21 protein-coding genes and 1 pseudogene are annotated in these 19246 nt (G+C 61.5%); 7 read left to right on the forward strand and 15 right to left on the reverse strand.

Going from position 1 to position 19246, the window contains the following annotated elements; translation table 11 throughout:
* The first annotated feature begins 48 nt into the window (after positions 1-48).
* Positions 49-807 (forward strand): SDR family oxidoreductase, encoded by a 759-nt coding sequence (locus RG540_RS24690; RefSeq protein ID WP_041364467.1) that lies wholly within the window; start codon positions 49-51, stop codon positions 805-807.
* A gap of 60 nt (positions 808-867) precedes the next feature.
* Positions 868-1818, forward strand: coding sequence for an alpha/beta hydrolase family protein (locus RG540_RS24695; RefSeq protein WP_041364470.1), 951 nt, complete (start codon positions 868-870; stop codon positions 1816-1818).
* Between the two features lie 55 nt (positions 1819-1873).
* On the opposite strand, the gene RG540_RS24700 is transcribed toward RG540_RS24695, so the two are convergent.
* The 8 genes from RG540_RS24700 to RG540_RS24735 are packed head-to-tail and all read right to left on the reverse strand — an operon-like array spanning position 1874 to position 10853.
* Positions 1874-2746, reverse strand: a complete 873-nt coding sequence (locus tag RG540_RS24700; RefSeq protein ID WP_041364472.1) for an N-formylglutamate amidohydrolase — start codon at positions 2744-2746, stop codon at positions 1874-1876.
* 11 nt (positions 2747-2757) lie between these two features.
* Entirely contained in the window at positions 2758-4308 is a 1551-nt protein-coding gene (locus tag RG540_RS24705; RefSeq protein ID WP_244446757.1) for a gamma-glutamyltransferase, read from the reverse strand.
* Complete coding sequence (locus tag RG540_RS24710) at positions 4305-4982, reverse strand: RraA family protein (RefSeq protein WP_041364477.1); 678 nt, start codon at positions 4980-4982, stop codon at positions 4305-4307. Before RG540_RS24710 ends, RG540_RS24705 begins: the two co-directional genes overlap by 4 nt.
* Positions 4979-6631, reverse strand: a complete 1653-nt coding sequence (locus RG540_RS24715) for an ABC transporter ATP-binding protein (protein WP_041364479.1) — start codon at positions 6629-6631, stop codon at positions 4979-4981. The genes RG540_RS24710 and RG540_RS24715 overlap by 4 nt, the downstream gene beginning before the upstream one ends.
* Entirely contained in the window at positions 6628-7467 is an 840-nt protein-coding gene (locus RG540_RS24720) for a creatininase family protein (RefSeq protein ID WP_041364481.1), read from the reverse strand. The genes RG540_RS24715 and RG540_RS24720 overlap by 4 nt, the downstream gene beginning before the upstream one ends.
* Positions 7464-9041 carry an ABC transporter substrate-binding protein gene (locus tag RG540_RS24725; protein WP_041364484.1) on the reverse strand — a complete coding sequence of 526 codons (1578 nt, stop codon included), beginning with the start codon at positions 9039-9041 and terminating at the stop codon, positions 7464-7466. Before RG540_RS24725 ends, RG540_RS24720 begins: the two co-directional genes overlap by 4 nt.
* 41 nt (positions 9042-9082) lie before the next feature.
* Entirely contained in the window at positions 9083-9922 is an 840-nt protein-coding gene (locus RG540_RS24730) for an ABC transporter permease (protein WP_041364487.1), read from the reverse strand.
* 10 nt (positions 9923-9932) lie between these two features.
* Complete coding sequence (locus RG540_RS24735) at positions 9933-10853, reverse strand: ABC transporter permease (protein ID WP_041366289.1); 921 nt, start codon at positions 10851-10853, stop codon at positions 9933-9935.
* A gap of 124 nt (positions 10854-10977) precedes the next feature.
* Here RG540_RS24735 and RG540_RS24740 point away from each other — a divergent pair, with 124 nt between their 5' ends.
* Together RG540_RS24740 and RG540_RS24745 are read left to right on the forward strand one after the other, a co-directional pair.
* The gene (locus RG540_RS24740; RefSeq protein ID WP_244446758.1) at positions 10978-11949 is read left to right on the forward strand and encodes a LysR family transcriptional regulator; all 972 of its coding nucleotides are present in this window, start codon (positions 10978-10980) and stop codon (positions 11947-11949) included.
* 108 nt (positions 11950-12057) lie between these two features.
* Complete coding sequence (locus RG540_RS24745; protein ID WP_051909737.1) at positions 12058-13596, forward strand: tannase/feruloyl esterase family alpha/beta hydrolase; 1539 nt, start codon at positions 12058-12060, stop codon at positions 13594-13596.
* A 102-nt stretch (positions 13597-13698) separates the two neighbouring features.
* Here the strand turns inward: RG540_RS24745 and RG540_RS24750 are convergent, their stop codons facing one another.
* Together RG540_RS24750 and RG540_RS24755 are read right to left on the reverse strand one after the other, a co-directional pair.
* The gene (locus RG540_RS24750) at positions 13699-13968 is read right to left on the reverse strand and encodes a hypothetical protein (protein ID WP_040124451.1); all 270 of its coding nucleotides are present in this window, start codon (positions 13966-13968) and stop codon (positions 13699-13701) included.
* Between the two features lie 79 nt (positions 13969-14047).
* Entirely contained in the window at positions 14048-14308 is a 261-nt protein-coding gene (locus tag RG540_RS24755) for a hypothetical protein (protein ID WP_174479304.1), read from the reverse strand.
* Between the two features lie 107 nt (positions 14309-14415).
* Here RG540_RS24755 and RG540_RS24760 point away from each other — a divergent pair, with 107 nt between their 5' ends.
* On the forward strand, positions 14416-15447 hold the full coding sequence (locus tag RG540_RS24760; RefSeq protein ID WP_167551696.1) for an IS110 family RNA-guided transposase: 1032 nt from the start codon (positions 14416-14418) through the stop codon (positions 15445-15447).
* Between the two features lie 219 nt (positions 15448-15666).
* Here the strand turns inward: RG540_RS24760 and RG540_RS24765 are convergent, their stop codons facing one another.
* The 3 genes from RG540_RS24765 to RG540_RS24775 form a co-directional block, all read right to left on the reverse strand.
* Positions 15667-16128, reverse strand: a complete 462-nt coding sequence (locus tag RG540_RS24765) for a hypothetical protein (RefSeq protein WP_041364491.1) — start codon at positions 16126-16128, stop codon at positions 15667-15669.
* Complete coding sequence (locus RG540_RS24770; protein ID WP_041364493.1) at positions 16125-16334, reverse strand: hypothetical protein; 210 nt, start codon at positions 16332-16334, stop codon at positions 16125-16127. The genes RG540_RS24765 and RG540_RS24770 overlap by 4 nt, the downstream gene beginning before the upstream one ends.
* A 382-nt stretch (positions 16335-16716) precedes the next feature.
* Complete coding sequence (locus RG540_RS24775; protein WP_041364496.1) at positions 16717-16980, reverse strand: hypothetical protein; 264 nt, start codon at positions 16978-16980, stop codon at positions 16717-16719.
* 177 nt (positions 16981-17157) lie between these two features.
* Here RG540_RS24775 and RG540_RS24780 point away from each other — a divergent pair, with 177 nt between their 5' ends.
* The gene (locus tag RG540_RS24780; protein WP_041364499.1) at positions 17158-17442 is read left to right on the forward strand and encodes a GlsB/YeaQ/YmgE family stress response membrane protein; all 285 of its coding nucleotides are present in this window, start codon (positions 17158-17160) and stop codon (positions 17440-17442) included.
* Here the strand turns inward: RG540_RS24780 and RG540_RS24785 are convergent.
* Both RG540_RS24785 and RG540_RS24790 read right to left on the reverse strand, forming a co-directional pair.
* Positions 17396-17884 (reverse strand): annotated as a pseudogene (locus tag RG540_RS24785) (IS110 family transposase); the annotation flags it as partial. The gene RG540_RS24780 and the pseudogene RG540_RS24785 sit on opposite strands and share 47 nt — an antisense overlap.
* A gap of 180 nt (positions 17885-18064) precedes the next feature.
* Positions 18065-18271, reverse strand: a complete 207-nt coding sequence (locus RG540_RS24790; RefSeq protein ID WP_041364501.1) for a hypothetical protein — start codon at positions 18269-18271, stop codon at positions 18065-18067.
* Between the two features lie 59 nt (positions 18272-18330).
* Here RG540_RS24790 and RG540_RS24795 point away from each other — a divergent pair, with 59 nt between their 5' ends.
* Positions 18331-19215, forward strand: coding sequence for a transporter substrate-binding domain-containing protein (locus tag RG540_RS24795; RefSeq protein ID WP_041364503.1), 885 nt, complete (start codon positions 18331-18333; stop codon positions 19213-19215).
* Positions 19216-19246: the final 31 nt, after the last annotated feature.

Consider the following 19246-nt stretch of genomic DNA (forward strand, 5'->3'; position numbering starts at 1 on the left):
CGATTGGTCCATCTCTTCAGGGCACACATCATCGGGAAACAAGAACAGATGTCTAAGATACTCATCACAGGATGCTCCTCCGGTTTTGGTCTCGCCATCGCGGAGACCTTTCTTGCCGGGGGATGGGAGGTCGTCGCGACCATGCGGAGACCGCGCGAAGACCTGCTGCCGAGCCACGACCGGCTTAACATCCTTCCCCTGGATGTCACGGATGCGGATAGCATCGCGAAGGCCGTGGAGGCGGCAGGCGCCATCAACGCTCTGGTCAACAACGCCGGGGTCGGCATGCTGAACGTCCTGGAGGGCGCCGACATGGGGAAAATCCGCGAGCTGTTCGAGACGAACGTCTTCGGCGCGATCGCCATGACGAAGGCCATCCTGCCGCAGCTTCGCGCGCGCGGCTCGGGCGTCATCGTCAATGTCAGTTCCAGCGTCACCATCAAGCCGCTGCCGGCGCTTTCCGTCTACAGCGCCAGCAAGGCGGCTTTGAACGCCTTTACCGAAAGCCTGGCATTGGAGGCCGCATTGTTCGGTGTGCGTGCGCGGCTCGTGTTGCCCGGCTCGGCACCGACGACAGGGTTCGGGAAAAATGCCGTGGCGCGCATGGGAATGGATATTCCCGAGCCTTACAGCGCATTTGTTCACGACTATCTCCAGGAGTTGCGCTCCGGGAGCGAGGTGACGACGCCAGGAGATGTGGCGCAGGCTGTCTGGCGTGCGGTGACGGAACCTGACGCGCCGATGCGGATTGCCGCCGGCGCCGATGCGCAGACCTGGTTCCGCGAAGCGGGTCTCTCTGCCGGCTGAGGTGGACCATCCCAGTCGCCATAAGGACATTCGGATTCTCGGCCAAGGACATTCCAAACCATGAATAACCTGATCGATCTCGCCCGCCACATTCCTGCGCCCGACGCCAGCCTCACTGTGGCCTACACCCCCATCCGCCTACCGATGGATGGCCGCCAGCCGCTGGAACTGCGTCTCACCGCGCCGGCGGCCGGCGACAACCTGCCCGTCGTGCTGCTGTCGCACGGTTTCGGGCCTTCCAACTACATCCCGTCGAAAGACGGTTATGCTCCGCTTGCCCAGTTCTGGGCGGAACGCGGCCTGGCGGTGATCCAGCCGACGCATGCGAGCTCCCGCGTTGGAGGCCTGCCTGCCGACGCCCCGGGTGCCCCTTTCTTCTGGCGTGAGCGCGCAGGCGAAATGACGACTATTCTCGACCGCATGGACGAGGTGGAGCGTCAGGCCCCGGCCATTGCGGGGCGGCTGGACCACGCTCGGATCGCGGCGGCAGGTCACTCCTTCGGAGGTCATACGGTCGGCCTCCTCCTGGGGGCGACACTGGATGGCGAGAGCTTTTCTGATCCGCGTATTTCAGCGGGCATCCTGCTGGCTGCTCCGGGGCGCGGCGGCAAGGACATGACCGAGGAAAACGCGCGCCGATTTCCCTTCTTCGATGTCGATTTCTCAAGGTTGGCGGCACGCAGCCTTGTCGTCTGCGGTGATGCCGATGATCCGCATTTCACCGCACGCGGCCCCGAATGGCACGCCGATGCCTTTTACGATGGTCCCGGCGCAGAAGCGCTGTTGACATTGCATGGGGCGGGGCATGGGCTTGGCGGGATCGCTGGACTGGACGCACGCGAAACTGAGGCAGAAATGCCCGAAACGCTGGAAACCACCAGGCGCATGACCCTCGCTTGGCTGCGGACCGCCCTGGCAATCGATCCGAGCGCCTGGACGGCGGCGTGCGATGCCCTGAACGGCCCTGCGGCCTCGCTTGCGCATGTCGGCTTAAAAACCGGGCCGACTTGATCCGGTCGTTGAGGGGCGTGTCGGATCTGATCTTCCCGACCCCGCACGATACTTCTCAAGTTCCGCGGATGACGTAGTCGCGCATGACCGCGCCAAGCTTGGCGAGATTGGCCTTCACCTCGTCATAACCCTCGCTCTTCTCTCGGGTTTCCTCATTCATGTACAGTCTTCGATTGAGCTCGATCTGGATGCTGTGTCGGTTCCTGGCCGGCGCAGAATAGGCCGAGACCAGTTCGGCACCCTTGAAGGGCACGTTGAGCGATACCGAATAACCAAGCCCCTGCAGCGTCTCGACGACCAGTCTCACGAAATCCGGTTCGCTCGACACGCCCTCGTAATCGCCGACCACGATATCCTTGCGGACCGTGCCGGCGGGATCGGGCGAGAGCACATGGCCGATCGCCGGCATCGAGTGGCAGTTGACGTGATAGACCTTGCCGAAGGCCGCATGGGTCTCGTCCAGCAGCCGTACCATTTCGCGGTGGTAGGGCCGCCAATAGGTGTCGATGCGCTCTTCCAGCTCCTTCACCGTGAACTTGCGGCCGTACATCGGCGTATCGCCCCAGGCGTAACGCCAGGTGAGCCCCATGCCGCGGCGGGCCGAGGCGCTGTCGCGGGTCGGGTGAGGCCATTCACCTTCGACCATTTGCAGGTCGACATCCTTCAGCGACCGGTTGAGATCAAGGAAACTGCGCGGAAAATGGGCGATCAGCAGCGGCGCGCCGATCGACGGCGCAAAGCCGAAAAGGTCGTCCACATAGGTGTCGGAGGCGACGCGCACCAGTTCGTCTGAAACCGTTCGTTCGAAATCCGGCAACGTCAGGCCGCTATGCGGCGAGTCGAACACCAGCGGGACGGCCGGCGCCGTCGGCGGAATGATCTTGAGAACGCCGTCGATCTCGACGGGGGCAAAAGTCAGCTCTGTCATCTTGGTCTCGTTCAAGCTGTGGCGGCGTATGCGGCCGGATAGGTGATATCGGGCATGCCGATGAAGGCATTGCCGCGCCTTCCCACCATGCCGGGAGCGGCGAAGGGCCGGGGATAGACGACGGCTGCCGCGGGCTTCACCTTGGCGATCTTTGCGAGTGCCTCGATCTGCTCGGCCGGCATGTCGACATTGACGATGATGTCGTTATGCGGGCCGGTCGTCATGCGCGGCATGTTCATCGCCTCCTCGATGTCCAGGCCGGCATGCAGGATCATGCCGGTGAGCTGGGCAAGCGACGGCACGATCTGGTTGCCGCCGGCCGCACCGAAAGCTGCGAAAGCGCCGTTCTCGTCTGTGATCGCCACCGGGCACATGTTGCTCGGCGCATAGGCATTCGGCGTCAGCGAATTGGCGCGGCCGGGCGTCGGGTCGAACCAGGACATGCCGTTGTTGAGCAGGATTCCGGTCGAGGGGGACAGGGCGCGGGCGCCAAAACGGTTAAGCAGCGTGAAGGTGATCGCCACCATACGACCTTCGGAATCCACCGCATTGACCTGCGTGGTGCTGGTCTTGTTGGTCGTCTCGGCCGGATTGAGGCGTTTGCGGTGAGCGCCGAAACTTTCCCAGAGGGCTTCCGCCATGGCGGTAAAGAAACCAGCGTCGACCGGGCCTTTTCCGCGCTTCCTGTCGAAGTGATCGAGCGCGTCGAAGAGCCGCTGGCCGGCGCTGGTTTCCCCCGCCACATGCACGGTTTTGCCCTGCAATGGCATGGTCCGGGACGGATAGAGGAGGGGGGCGTAGTTGGCCAAGTCCTCCAGGGTGATCGAACTGCCGCCGGCATTGAGGTCGGCGATCAGCTTTTCGCCGATCGCGCCGCCATAGAGCGAATCCGGGCCTTCATTCGCCAACTGCTCCAGCGTCTTGGCGAGTTGGTCGAGCGGAAGGGTGGAGCCGGGCTCCGGCGCATGACCGCTCGGCAGGAAGATCGAACGGGCGCCCGGGTCCATTCCAAGTTCGCCCTCGGCGATCGCGATCGCCAGCGTTGTGTGCCAATCGACATACATGCCCTTGCGGGCACGCTCGATCGCGGGCGTCAGCGCCCGATCGAAGCCGATCGTGCCGTAGCGCTTCAGCGCTTCCGCAAAGCCTCGCACGCATCCGGGCACGACGGCCGCGGTAAATCCGCGGACGTTGCGGTTGTCGATCGAAGCGGGGTGGCCGATGAAGGTCTTGATGCTCGGATCGGGCTTATAGAATTCCTCGTCGAAAGTGGAAGGTACGCGCCCTGTGAATTCGACGACCTCGACCTTTCCGTCCGGCTGGGCGATCAGCATGTAGCCGCAGGCGGTGAGGCTGGTCATCCAGGGTTCGACGGTCTGCAAGGTGAAGGCGGCAGTCACGGCAGCGTCGACGGCATTGCCGCCCGCTGACAGGATCGCCGCCCCAGCCTCGGCCGCCGCGTAGTGCTGGGAGGTAACGACGCCGCGTTCGCTGACGCCGGCGATCTTGCGATAGATGCCGCGCTCGACGCGGAGATGGTTGTATTGCGGATTTTCCATCATTTCGGCTCCAGCGCAGCGGCAACCAGGCGGCTGGCACCGGAGAGATCGCCGAGCTTTTCGCCGGCTGCGATCTTGTCCTTGTTGCGGCCCGCCCGTGCCTGACGCGCGATCGCCTCCTCGACGACCTCTTCAGCTTCATCGACCGGGATCACTACGACACCGCTTGCATCGGCAACCACGATATCGCCCGGCAGGACCGGAACGTTGCCGCAGGAGATCGGCAGGTTGAGCGAGCCGCCGAGATCGTTGAGCCGTGTGGTGATACCGGAGACGCCTCGTGACCAGAACGGCAGATCGAGTTCAAGAATTTCCTCGACATCTGTGCACGGACCGTCGAGCACAACGCCGATGGCGCCGGCGGTCTTGATCGCGAAGGCGACGCCGCCGCCGATGCAGGCATGCCGGTCGTCACCGAGCCGGTCGACGAACAGGAAATCACCGGGGCGGATAAAACCGATCGCGTGGTGGAGAAGGGTGGAGTCGGTTGCCGGGATTGCCACCGTCACCGCCGTGCCGACCAGCGTCCTGCCCGGCTCGACAACGGGGGAAATCGAATGATGCACGAAACCGCGGTGGCGAAAATGGCCGATGGTCGCCACCTCGACGCTCTCGAACCTGGCGATCAGTTCCGGGTCGACCTGTTTCGGCACGCTGCCGATGTGATATTTCTTCATGGGGTTTCCTCCCGGGATTTGACTGTCCCGGCTTCGTTTTCACTGGCATGGTGCTGCCAGCCCTTGCCGGGCACAGCGGCGAGCAGTTCCTTGGTGTAGGTTTCCTTCGGCGCACCGAACAGCGAGGCCGGATCGCCCCGTTCGACGATCCGTCCGTTGCGCATCACCGCGATGTTGTCGCAGATCTGGCTCGCAACGCGCAGGTCGTGGGTGATGAACAGGATGCCGAACCCGAGCCTCTCCTGCATGTCGGCGAGCAGTTTCAACACCTGCGCCTGCACCGAGACGTCGAGGGCGGAGACGCTCTCGTCGGCGATCAGCAATTCCGGTTCGACCGCGAGTGCGCGGGCGATGCAGATGCGCTGCCTCTGGCCGCCGGAGAATTCGTGCGGGAAACGGGTCGCCGAAGCGCGGTCGAGGCCGCAGGCTTCGAGCAGGTCGAGGGCGCGGGCCATCGCCGCCTTGCGGTCGAGGCCGTGGATGACCGGACCTTCGGCGATGGAATCGCCGACCTTCTGGCGCGGATCGAGCGCAGTGTACGGATCCTGGAAGACGATCTGAACCTTGCGGCGTGCCGCGCGCAGCGCCTTGCCGTGGAGGCCGGCAAAATCGCCGCCGGAAATCAGGATGTCGCCGCTTTCCGGCTGCACGAGGCGGATGACGCATTGCGCCAGCGTCGACTTGCCGGAGCCGGATTCGCCGACCAAGCCCAGCGTTTCGCCGCGACGGATGGTGATATTGACGTCGTCCACCGCCTTCACGGTGCGGCCGCCGCCAAAGAGGCCGGAGCGGGTGAAGGTCTTGACGATGTTCCTGGCGATCAGCACCGGATTGCCGAGGCCCTCGCGTTCTTTTCGCGGCGTCAGCGTCGGCACGGCGGCGAGCAGGCGACGGGTATAATCTTGCCTGGGGTGGTTGAGGATCTCGTCGCGTGTGCCGATCTCGACCAGCTTGCCCGTCTGCATGACGGCGACGCGGTCGGCGATCTCGGCGACGACGCCGAAATCATGGGTGATGAAGATGATGCCGGTATCGTGTTTGGCGCGAAGCTCCAGCATCAGCTTGAGGATCTGTGCCTGGGTGGTGACATCGAGCGCGGTGGTCGGTTCGTCGGCGATCAGCACCGAAGGATCGAGGGCAAGAGCGGTGGCGATCATCACCCGCTGGCACTGGCCGCCGGAAAGCTGGTGCGGATAGGAATGGTAGATCTGCTCGGGATTGGGAAGCTGCACCTCGCGGAAGAGATCGATCACCTTCTTGCGGATCTCGGCCCCGCTCAGCGACGTGTGGATGCGGAACGTCTCCGACACCTGTTCGCCGACCCGGAAGATCGGGTTGAGTGCCGCCGTCGGCTCCTGGAAGATCATCGCGATGCGTCGGCCGGTAATGTCCCGGCGGGTCGCCTCGTCGAGGGTCAGCAGGTCCTTGCCCTCGAACATCACCTTGCCTGCAGGCTTGCCGAGGTTGCGGGGCAGGAGCCCCATGGTGGCGAGTGCGGTCAGCGACTTGCCGGAGCCGGATTCGCCGACGATGCAGAGGATTTCGCCCTTGCTGACCGAGAGCGACAGGTCCTCGACCGCGAAGGCGCGATCGGCTCCCCGCGGCAGCGGCACGCTCAGATGTTCGATAGAAAGCCGCTCGTTGCTCATGATGCCGCCTTTTCCGTCTGCGGTGAAAAGGCTGTCACCGAGCGCATGTCGCAGCGGCGCAGGTGTTCGACGAAACGGGCGCAGAAGCCAACGAGATGTTCGACCATCTTTGCGCCCTTTTCGGCACTGGCGAGCAGCGGATCGCCGCCGAGCATGCCGTCGGCATTCACTTCATCGCAATTGAGCGGCACATGCACCGGCATGCCCTCGAACTGGACGTTATTGACGCCGCCGGTTGGCAGGCCGAAGGCCTTTTCGCGCACCGAGGGGCGGGCGAGGTCCATGCGCATCAGTTCTGGGAAGAGATGCAGGTAGATCGAGGTCAGCGGATCGCCGCCATGGCCGCGGGCCGCTGCGACTGAGGGACCATGCAGCTCCCTCCAGAGGGTATCCGGGATCGCCTGCCAGAGATTGATGAAGGCGACCGAGACGCCGCGCTCAGCGCGGATGCGGCGAAGCGTCTGGTCGAAGAGCGGCGCATTGCTGGTATGGCCGTTCAGGATCAGGATATGCTCGATGCCGTGATCGAGGAAGGCGGTCACGGTGTCCTCGACCACGGCCGAGAAGGTCGAGGCCCGGAACTGGATGCCGCCGGGAATGGTCTTGAAGAAATCGGCATAACCAAACGGGATGATCGGCGCGACGATTGCGTCGGAGGCTTTCGCTACTTGTCCCGCCACCGCTTCGGTCAGCATGAAATCGCCCATCGGGGCATGGGGTCCCTGTTCCTCCTGGCTTCCGAAGGGCAGCAGGATGACGGGTTTTTCGGAAAGACGTTCGCGGAACTCCGCGAACGTCATGTCCTTCAGCGCATGCTTGCGTTTGATGCTCATCATACGAACTTGAAGTAATCGCCGTAGATGCGCATCTCGCCGTTCGGCTTGAACTTGAACTGGATGCCGGCGCGGTGGGCGCAGTTGTAGACGCTCTTCCACATGTAGTAGCCGGGCGTCACCTTCTGCCAGGCGTCCGAAAGTTCCAGATAGGCTCGTCTGCGGTCCTCGAACTCGATCGCCTCGTCGAACTTCTTGCCGGCGGCCAGATATTCCGGCGTCGGATCCCAGGTCTTCCAGGTGGCGGTGGAGCGCGATGCGGTCGGGCCCCAATCGAGCCACAGCGGCTGATAGGGATCGCCGGGGATGAAATCCGAGCTCATCGACATGTTCATCAGGTGGTAGGGGCGGCGGTAGACGAGTTCGAAATTGTCGAGGATCTGCGCCTCGACATTGATGCCGACCTCGCGCCATTGCTCGACCATGATTTCGGCTGCCGCCTCGTAGTTCGGATAATACTGGCGGGTGATGTGCCAGAGGAGCTTCTCACCCTTGTATTTGGTCTTGGCGACGAGCGCCTTGGCGGCTGCGACATCGTAGGGAAGCTTCACCGGCGCCTTCGGATCATAGAATTTGCCGTATTCCGTGAAGTTGAAGGGCACTGCCGGATGTTCCGTGGTGCCGTTAAAGAGCGCCTGGACGATCGCGTTCATGTCGATCGCCTGGACCATGGCGTAGCGCAGGTTCGGATCGACCAGCGGATTGTCAACCGGGTCCGGACGGGTGTTGAAGGCGAGAGCCGGGTAGTTGTCGGCCAGAACGCGCTTCAGCGTCACGCCCTGGTATTTTTCGAGCGCCGCTTCCTGATCGGTCGGAATGTTGACGATGAAGTCGAATTCCTTGGAGACCAGGCCTGCCATGCGGGCGGCGAATTCCGGAACGATCTTCCAGGAGATCTGCTTGACCGGTGGCGGGCCGTCCCAATAGTCGTCGAAAGCTTCGAGAACCATGATTTCGCCGGAACGGAAGGTCGTCACCTTGTACGGACCGGTGCCGATCGGTTTCTGGCCGAAGGCGTCGACGCCGACTTCCATGTAGTATTTCTTCGGCACGACGAAGCCGATATAACCGGTGAGCTTGCTCGGGATGTTCGGGTCCGGCCGCTCGGTCTCGATCTCGAACGTATATTTGCCGGTCGCTTCGACACGTTTGAAGCCGGCGGTAAAAGTCTTGCCGCGCGGTTCGAACGGCTTTGCGCCCCAGAGGCGTTCCGGCGACAGCGTGAAGACCGCGTCTTCCGCCGTCATCTCCGTGCCGTCGTGGAACTTGACGCCTTCGCGCAGGGTGAACTTCCAGACGTTGCCGTTCTGCTCCCATTTGGTGGCGAGCTTCGGCGCGAAGATCAGGCCGTTTTCGTCCTTGATGTAGTCGCGGTCGACGAGGTTGTCGTAGAAATTCGGGAAGATACGGCGCGACGTCGTCGAGATACCGTTGATCGTCGCCATATTGGCCCAGAGATTGTCGACCGCGATATTGAGCGACGGCCTGTCCGCCGCATTTGCTTTCGGAAGGTTGCCCACCATCGACAGGGCCCCCGCTCCGAGAATGAGACTTCCCACTTCACGTCTTGTAAACATCGTTCCACCTTCCCTTGTTCATTTATGTTCGAGCGGCATTTTCAGGTTGTTCGGGCACGCAGCATCGGATCGAGGCGGTCACGCAGCCAGTCGCCGACGATGCTCATCGAAAGAGTGACGAGAAAAATGACCAAGCCGGGCCAGACCGAAATCCACCAGGCGGTCGAAAGATAATCCCGGCCGTCGCCGAGGATCTGGCCGAGGCTGGTCTGGGGCGCCTGGATGCCGAGACCCAGGAAGCTGAGCGAGGTTTCCAGCAGGATGATCTGCGGAAACGTCAGCGTCACCTGGACGATCAGGGCGCTCGCCACGTTCGGCAGCACATGTTTGAGGTAGAGCCGGCCGTTGCCGGCCCCGAGCGCGACGATGGCCTTGGCGTAGGGCTGGTTGATCGCCGACAGAACCACGCCGCGGGAGAGGCGGGCATATTTTTCCCATCCGAACAGGCCCATCAGGATGATGAACAGCGTCATGCTGTTGCCGAAGAAGGCAAGCAGCGTCAGCGTGATGAGGATGAAGGGCAGCGATGCCTGGAAGTCGACCAGCATCATCAGTCCTTCCTCGACCCAGCCGCGGAAATGCGCAGCGATGAAGCCGATCGCGGAGCCGAAGACGGCGCCGATGATCGTGCCGGCGATCGCCACCGAAAGCGACATCTGCAGGCCGGCGATCACCCTTGCCACCATGTCGCGGCCGATGCGGTCGGTGCCGAGCGGGAAGCTCGGATTGCTGCCGGTCATGAAGGCCGGAGGCTTCAGGCGGGCGAGCAGGTTCTGCTGCGACATGCCGTGCGACGTGAAGACATTGCCGACGATCGCGACGAACACGGCAGCCGCCAGGATGACGATGGCGAGAACGAGAATGGGGGACACGCGCTTCATTTGCCGGCCTTCAATTCTGCACGCGGATGCGCGGGTCGAGGAGGCCGTAGAGCAGGTCGACGACGAGGTTTGCGAGAACCATCGTCACCGCCATGATCAGCACCAACCCTTGAACGACGGCAAGGTCGCGCGAGGAGACGGCGGTCACCAGCAGGCGCCCGACGCCCGGCCAGGCAAACACCGTTTCGACGACGATGGCACCGCCGATCAGTTCGCCGATATTGAGACCGATAATGGTGACGAGCGGGATGCTGGCATTCGGCAGCGCGTGGAAGATGATCCGTTTCCAGTAACCGACGCCTTTCGCGGCTGCGGCGCGGATATAGAGCTTGTCCAGCACTTCCAGCATGGCCGAGCGCGTGAACCGCGCGAGCGTGCCGGCCGTGAAGGTCGCAAGCGTGATGGCGGGCATGATCAGATGCCAGACGGTGCCGGTGCCGGAACTCGGTAGCCATTGCAGGCTCAGCGAAAAGAGCAGGATCATCAGGATGCCGAGGAAGAAGTTCGGCAGGGCGAAACCGAACACGGCGGTCGCCATGATCAGATTGTCGAAGGTCGAGCCGCGCTTGATGGCGGCGACGATGCCGGCCGGCACGCCGATCAGGATGGCGCCGATATAGGAGAAAAGGCCGAGGATCAGCGTCCAGGGAACGCGCTCGATGATGATGTCGATGACTTCGCGGCCGTCGCGATAGGAAATGCCGAACTGGCCGGTCGCCATCTGGATGACGTAGCGGAAATACTGGATCCAGAGCGGATCGTCGAGACGCCAGAGCTGACGGAACTGCTCCACCTCCTCAGGCGTGGCATCGGCGCCGACAAGTGCCACGACCGGATCCCCGGAGGTTCTCAGGACCACGAATGCGAAAGTCACCACGAACCAAAGCGTCAGCACGGTGCGCAGAATTTTCAATACCCAGAAACGCGTCATCACGCTCCGTTCCGGGAGCCGAAGCTCCAGCTGTTCCAACTTTATCGTCTTTTTTTTGAAAACTAATCACGGGAATAGATTATTATCTATTACAAAATCGAGCGAGCATTGATATGTTTTGGATATGAAATACGGCATCGAATTTCGTCACCTCCACTATTTCGCCTGCGTCGCCGAAGAGCTGCATTTCAGCCGCGCCGCCGACAAGCTCGGCATGGCGCAGGCGCCGCTCAGCCAACAGATCCGGCAGCTCGAAGATCGCCTCGGCACCAAGCTCTTCCGCCGCACGACGCGGCGCGTAAAGCTGACGCCGGCAGGCGAAATCTTCCTGCGCCACGCCCAGGAAATCCTAGGCGGGATCGACAGGGCGGTCACGCATACCCGTTCCATTTCCGGTGACGATAGCGGAACGATTTCCGTCAGCGGCGTGCATGTGGCGTTATCGCATGTCCTGCCGCCGGTAATTTCGGACTTTCGAAAGCGCTATCCGGCGATGACCGTCGACGTGCAGGTGCTCGGCACGGCACAGCAGCTCGAACTGCTCCAGAACAACAAGGTTCAGGTGGCCTTCATCCGCCCGACCAATCCGGCAGGCTTTCTGAAGACCGAGCATATCCTGCAGGAAGGTTTCGTGGCGGTGCTGCCGAAGGACCACCGGCTGGCGCAGAAGGAAAACCTGACGGTCAAGGATTTCGCCGGCGAACCCGTCATCACCTATGCCCCGACTGTCGGAGCGAGCTACTATCATGCGATCATGGGCGCGCTGCGCCGCGCCGGCGTCTATCCGGTCATCGTGCAGGAGGTCTCGCATACTTTGGCGATCGGCACGCTGGTGGCGGCGGGCGTCGGGATCGCGATTGCGCCGTCCTGGCTCGCCCACAATCCAAGCCCATACCTCGTCTACAGGCGGCTCGACGACATCCCCGCCGAAGTCGAATTGCTCGTCGCCTGGCATGCGGAGGAAAAATCGAAGATCGTGCTCGATTTCGTCGAGACGACGCGTCGGGTTGCAGCAATGAAGGATGTGAGAACCGCGATCAGGTGGCCGATCAAGTCTATCCCGCCGACCCAATTGGAATCGATCGACGGACGGTAATCAATTCGGTCAGGCACATCGTGCAGCCTTGATTGACAGGGAGCCTGAAATCTGGTGCGATCGTTGCGCGGCTTGAGGAGGCTGCGTCATGGAGGAGGACGATCGGATATGGTCAAGCTGCTTATAGCCACAGCTTTTGTTGCCCTCATGCCCGGCCTGACGCCGGCCGTCGCCGCGGATTCTTCGCCCGAAGCGCAATGCTCGGCGGCGAAGAACCTTCAACTGGCCACTTTCGACATGAAGGTTGCGAGTGCCGATCACGTCAAGGACAAGGGACCCGCACATTGTCTCGTCAGCGGGTCGTTCGAGCACCGCACCGGCGCGGACGGCAAGCCTTATGCCATCGGGTTTTCGATCGCCCTGCCGGACAATTGGAGCGGAAGGTTTCTGGTGCAGGGCGGCGGGGGCCTGAATGGCGTCGTGCGGCCGGCGGTGGGGGACGTGGCCTCCGGAGGGAAAAATGCTCTTTCCCGCGGTTTCGCCGTCATTTCTCATGACAGCGGCCACAAGGGCGAGGCATGGGACACCTCCTTCAGGGCGGACCAGATTGCCACGCTGAATTTCGCCGGCTGGTCGGTCGAGAAGGTCACGGCCCTTGGCAAGGCCTTGGTCGCCGCCTATTACGGCAAGAGCGCCGATCGCTCCTATTTTGCGGGATGCTCGACCGGCGGTCGCGAGGCGATGGCCTCGGCGCAACGCTTTCCCACGTTGTTCGACGGCATCATCGCCGGGGCTCCTGCCATGCGCACAAGCCGTTCGAACATGTCGCTCGCCGCCAAGAACGTGGCGATGAATAAGATTTCTCCGGCCAGTGCCGATAGCGCGCCGGACCGCTCGAAAGCCTTTTCGGATGGTGACCGCGATCTGGTCCTCAAGGGAATACTGAAGTCCTGCGACGGCCTTGACGGCCTCGAGGACGGAATGATCGCAAATCCGGGCGCATGCAAGTTCGATCCGGCGAGCCTTGTCTGCCCTGCCGGTAAGGCCGACGGTTGTCTCACGAAGCAGCAGGCGGACATCGTGGCCGAGACGTTTTCGCCGACGCTTGATGCATCGGGCCGGCCGGCCTATGTGGCGTTTCCCTACGATACGGGCGTCATGAGCACGACAGATCCCATTCCTGGGCTCATGCGGTTCGATGACAAGCGCAATCGGCAGTTCAAGAACAACGCCATGAGTTTCGATGTGGACGATGCCGTCGAGAAAGCCGATATCGGCGATCCGCAGCAACGGTTGATCAACGCCGACCAATGGACGGATCTCAGTTCCTTCGCAACCAGAGGAAGCAAGATCATTTTCTTCCATGGGGTTAGCGATCCGTGGTTTTCCTCCAACGATACGGTCGGTTTCTTCAACCGGATGAGCGCCGCGACCAAGACAGGTAAGCGGGTGGAGGACTGGGCCAAGCTCTATCTCGTTCCGGGCATGAGCCATTGCAGTGGCGGACCAGCCGGTCTCGACCAGTTCGACATGTTGACCAAGCTGATCGACTGGGTGGAAAAAGATGAAGCTCCACGAAGCGTCGAAGCGTCGGGCAAGGCTTTTCCGAACCGGACGCGACCGCTATGCCCCTACCCGTTGCACGCGCAATACAAGGGAGAGGGGAATGCCGACAACGCGGCAAGCTTCGAGTGCCGCAATAACTGACGCGGGTGCGTTCACGAGATGCCCGCGCGGCGGTCGGAACTTAATGTGAATAGCGCGGCCGTTTCCTGCGCGTAAATTTTCGGTCTGTCATCCCTGCTGACTTCACATCAATCTGCCCCAGGCCGGGTCCCACTGCACGCCTTCGGAAAGCTCGACGAAGATCGGCGGCTTGTCGGGTCCGCGGTTCTTGTTTTCAGCCATTCGGAAGGCGGCTTCGGGCTCCATTTCCTCGCCCGGAAAAATCGCGTCGTCTTCGGAGGGCTCGGCGATCTTGCGAATGAAGCCGCGGATCTGGTCGCCGGAGTGATAGAACTTGATGATGAGAGCGCCGGGCGCTGGGGCGCCGCCGTGATAACGGTAATAGGTATGCATGGGTCTCCTCCATTGTCAGAGCCTTCTACCTGACGTCCGGGGAGCGGAAATGTTCCGGCATGCGACGCGTCATCGTGGATCAGGTCCTTTTGCCGGTCGGCTGGAGTGGTGTCTTGTTCCAGAAGAAGGGCTTTGACCGCAGGTCGATCACTGCCCGCCAGGCGGCGGCCGAGGTCATCATCCAATAGAGCGGCACGCCGATCCAGCGCCGGCCGACCAGCCGCCGTTCGTGCTCGACCATCGGGCCTCTCCCGAGCCCAACGAAGATCAGATAACTGCCGAGGATGTTGATGGTGTCGATGATGAAAAGCGAAAGCACCCCGGCCGGAATGCCATCCACCGGCGTTTCCAGCATGGAATAAGATGGGGTGGTTGCCGTCCTCCCCCAACGGCATCGCAATATGCCAAGGTGATGTGGTGTAAGCCACAGAACAGAGAGGTCGGCGGATGATGAACGATACGATGATCGGAGTGGGTCTGGCAAAGAATGTTTTCCAGCTTCACGGGGCGTCAATGACAGGCGATGTGAAGTACCGCAAGAAGCTGTCTCGCGGGCAGTTCCTCCGGTTCATGTCAGAGCAGTCACCGGCACTTGTTGTTATGGAAGCCTGCGGGAGCGCCCATTACTGGGCGCGTGAGTTGGTGAAGCTGGGCCATGCAGTCAAGCTGATCGCGCCGCAGTACGTGCGCCCGTTCGTGAAACGGCAGAAGAACGACGCGACCGATGCCGAGGCAATCGTCATTGCGGCGCGTCAGCCTGAAATGCGCTTTGTCGAGCCGAAGACCGCTGATCAGCAAGCGCGGGCGGTTCTGTTCCGAGCGCGTGAGCGTATTGTTCATCAGCGAACGGAGTTGGTGAACGCTCTGCGCGCCGTTCTCTACGAATATGGGCAGGTGATTCCGCAGGGGATTGGTCACATCAAGCGCATTGAGGCGATCCTCGAGAATGCTGAGATCGGCCTGCCCGAGATTGTGCAGGAGGAATGCCGCGACCTTCTGGCTCAGATCGGCGAGAAGACGGCCCGGATCGAAGAGAAGGCCAGGAAGCTCGCGGAGCTGTCTCGGCGAAGCGGAGCCGCGCGCCGGCTTCAGACCATGCCGGGTGTGGGGCCGTTGACCGCGTTGGCCGTCGAAGCTTTCGCGCCGGCGATGCAGAGCTTCCGATGCGGTCGGGACTTTGCCGCTTGGCTCGGCCTAGTACCACGACAGTTCTCTTCTGGTGGAAAAGAAAGGCTTGGCCGGGTTTCGAAGGCTGGTCAGGCCGACATCCGCAGGCTCCTGATCATCGGGGCAATGGCGCGTCTGAGTTGGGCGGGTCGCAAACCGCCAGTACAAGGATCGTGGCTTTCGCGGATGCTCGCGAAGAAGCCGCGCATGCTGGTGGCAATCGCACTGGCGAACAAGATGGCTCGGACAATATGGGCCATGCTGATGAAGCAGGAAGAATATCGAGACCCAGCTCTGGCAATGGCGGCGTGAAAGGAAACTGCCGCGGATAACCAGGACTGGCAAAGAGGTGTGAGAAGTCGACGACCTGAATGGGCGCATGATCGAACCGATCGGGAACGGGAAAACCAGTTTGGCACTTTGAGCCTGCAAGCTCGGGATTAAGATTTGGACCCGCTCCGCAGATCACCATACCGGCCAGCGGCCTTTGCAAGCGCCGCAACGAAAGGCCTGACAGAAGACCGCACTCGATCACACGTCAAAGAAGGTCAGAAACTTCTTGCCAAACGGGCGGCAACCACAGAAGTGCCAACGGTCGAGCCTGTCACCGATCATATGCGATGCTCCCGCTCCGCCGCTCCTGATGAGTTCAACTCCACGTTTGGTCACTTGGATCGTTCCGACATAAAGTTCGCCCAGACCGGCATGTTTACCGATGATGGAATTTATGATGTCGTCGCTCAGCAGCATCAGTAATGCGTTCTTTGCCTTTTGCTGTATTTCCCGTCGCTCCGCGTTCGCGCGATCCGAGGCCTGCTGCAGCTCGGATTCTCTTTGCGCTCGAGCAGCATTTACCGTGGCCGCGATGCGCTGTCTCAAGCCAGTGGCGGGGTCTCCCGCCGATTTGACCGTCAGGCGGCTACCAAGAAGCTCCGCCGGGTGTGAACTCTCGGCAATATTCACAACCTGTCCATCGAACGCAGTCGGTTTCATGGTGCTTTGGCCTTGTCGGTCGGCCCTCCGAATTCCGGAGCAGGAAACTTGGCTTCTGCGAGCATAGCGACCTGCGTTGCCGAAGCACCGAGCTTGAGAAAAAGCCGCTCAGCTTCCACTTCACCCAATCGATATTTTTTCGCAAACTCGTAAACTGCGGCCCGCGGTCCGTCCAAACGTGGTTGTACGGCTTCGAATTTTATCATCGAGAACTCTCCTAGGGGCCCATATCAAGGGTTTCGGATGCAGGGGCGGCGCGAGCGGCAATTATGTTCATGGGTCCTGATCACCGCCTGCCGAATGGCCGCACGCGACCCGTCGAAAGTGTTGAGATCGCACGTTTCGCGTCGCCGAAACTGCGATTTCTGTTTGGAAATTGCAGCGCATGTCAGCCTCACACGGCCGGTGACCAGAAGAACAGTGGTGTCATTCCATGGAAAGAAGTCGTCACGTCCCAATCATCGCCGCAAAGCTCAACCGGTAGGTGACGAATACGTTGGTGCCGAAGGGGACAAGACATCAACGATCGACTAGCTCACGTGGCGGCGGACAAGTCCAACGCCAAATATTGAACCAATTGCGGCCGATCTACATGAGTGACATCTCATCCAGCAGGTTCTGGGCCAGTTCGCTGATCGCAACTTCCGCTTCCTCAACGGTCCAGCCAACGTTTTCCGCACGCAGTGCGAGGCCTTTCAGCACCGGAGGAAGATTGCCACCGGCCGTCTCCGCCACGTTGTCAGGGGTCAACCCCTTTGCCAGCTCAAGAAAGGGCTGCTCCAGCGCCTCTTGGCAGCCGATATCACGATCTGGATAGGGACCGGAACTCCGAGGTTTGTTTAGTACGAACATCTGATCCTCATCTCATGCTGCGGTTGCCTATAGGTATGCTAGGAAAAACCAGCCGCAACCCTCTGCCGGTATCCGGAACGTTGGAACAACTGGGGAGTTGATGGGGGTAATCAAGCAGGCCCAAATAGTCATCGATCTTCGTTGGGGCATTGGGCATTGGGCATTGGGAGGAATATTATGCATCTTAATACGGAAAGCCTTCTCGTCATATTGCTTGTAGGGGTAGTCGCCGGATGGCTGGCAGGCCAGATCGTTCGCGGAGCGGGTTTCGGCCTTATCGCGGATATGGCTATTGGTATTGTGGGCGCTCTGATCGGCAGCTGGTTACTTCCTCAACTGCATATCGCGTTGGGATCCGGGATCGTTCCAGCGACCGCCAACGCCACAATCGGTGCCATCATTCTCCTGTTGATTATATCCGTGGTACGGGGCGGAGGCCGCCGCAACTTCTGGCGGCGGTAACTGGAGTATCCTCGGCCACGATCATCTGCACGATCTGCCGCCGGCGACCGACAAGCGCCGAAAGCGCCTGGGTTTCGGCATCCCGCAGGGGGCGGATTTCCGGCCGCGTCGCAGCCACGAAGGCCGCAATGACTTCAGCATCAATCGGATCGGTCTTGGCACGGCGGCCGATCGCGTTGGCATACGCACGCACCTGGGCCGGGCTGATCACGATGACCGCAAACCCGGCAGACGACAGCCGCGCCGCCGCCAGCATCTCGAAGCCGCCAGTTGCCTCCAGGGCCACCACGCAGCTTGCCTCCGCAGAACGCTCCGACTTCAGCCGCTGGACCAGGTCATCGATACCGGCATGGCTGTTCCCCACGAAGAAGGCCTTACCGGACGGCGCAATCGCAATGTCCAGCCGGTCCTTCGAAACGTCAATGCCAACGACGATATCCATCTTATCCATCCTTGCCTAAGCGGGCTTTGCCTGCACAAGCGGCCCTGGCGACTGTTGGGGTTCGATGGAACGGCGGATGAAGACCCAGGCTCTGCCACGGGCTTGGTGTCCCAAGGGAGGTTCGGTCTCCCATCCGCCACCGCACCGGGAAGTAAAACCCCAAATGCGGATAAAGGGAAGTTACAAGGCGAGGGCGGCAAGTCCAAGCCCGGCATAAAAACCCTGAGAGCCTGAGAGTACGATGCGGGCCGAGAACTCGGGAATGCGATCGAAAAGCCCATCAATCGTCTCGCGCACGCGCCGCGCCGGTTCTCCAGTCAGCGCCGGATTATGCCGCGCATCGTCTTGCACCGGCAGCGCTGCTGGCGGATATTCCCCTAACCGCATGTTTCTGCTACACCGCCCGCAAGCGAACGCCCCAACCTGTCCCGATCTGGATCATAGAGATGCATCCCATGATTGCATCCCCGAAAATCAAGGGGATTTTCAATCTTCTGCAGCTTTGCCTTGTAGCCGGCGGGATCGTCTCCGCCGCAATCCCGGCCCGTGCTGCCGAAGGCAGCAATCCGCTGCCTTTGATGTTCGATGCCAAGGAGCGGCTCGCCCGCCCTGATCTTTCCACGATTATCCGGGTGCGGATCCTGACGAGCGTCGATTTCCCGCCGTTCAATTTCGCCGACCAGACCGGCCGGCTTGCCGGCTTCAATATCGACCTCGCCCGCGAGATTTGCGCCGAACTGAAGATCGAGGCGAAATGCCAGATCCAGGCACTGCCCTTCGAAGAACTGGAAAAGACCCTGGAAGGCGGGGCCGGCGAAGCCGTCATCGCAGGCATTGCCGTGACGACGGAGCGGCGCCAGCGGTTTGCCTTCTCGCGGCCTTATCTCGGCGTGCCAGCCCGTTTCGCCCGCAACCTGAAGGCCAGGATCGACGGCGATACGGCCGCAGCGCTTTCCGGCAAGCCGGTCGGCGTCGTCCGGGGCACCGCCCACGAGTTGATGCTGAAGGCGTTTTTCCCGAAGGTCACCGCCACGCCGTTCGACACTTACGAGGCGATGCTGGAGTCTTTGAAGATCGGCAAGGTGGATGCCGTCTTTTCCGACGGCCTGAGACTGCCCTTCTGGGTCGCCGGCGAAGGTTCGGCGAAATGCTGCGCCCTCTTCGACGGTCCCTATCTCTCGGAGAAATTCCTCGGCGAAGGCCTGTCGATCATGCTGCGCAAGAACGATCCGCTCCTGACAGCCGCCATCGACCAGGCGCTCAGCGTTCTGTCGCGCAACGGCCGCCTGCAGGATATCTACCTGCGTTATTTCCCGAACGGGCTTTATTGATCGGCTGCGAGTAGGAGCAGTTTCCTACCCG

This window comes from Neorhizobium galegae bv. orientalis str. HAMBI 540 (assembly GCF_000731315.1).
GTDB classification, from domain to species: Bacteria; Pseudomonadota; Alphaproteobacteria; order Rhizobiales; family Rhizobiaceae; genus Neorhizobium; species Neorhizobium galegae.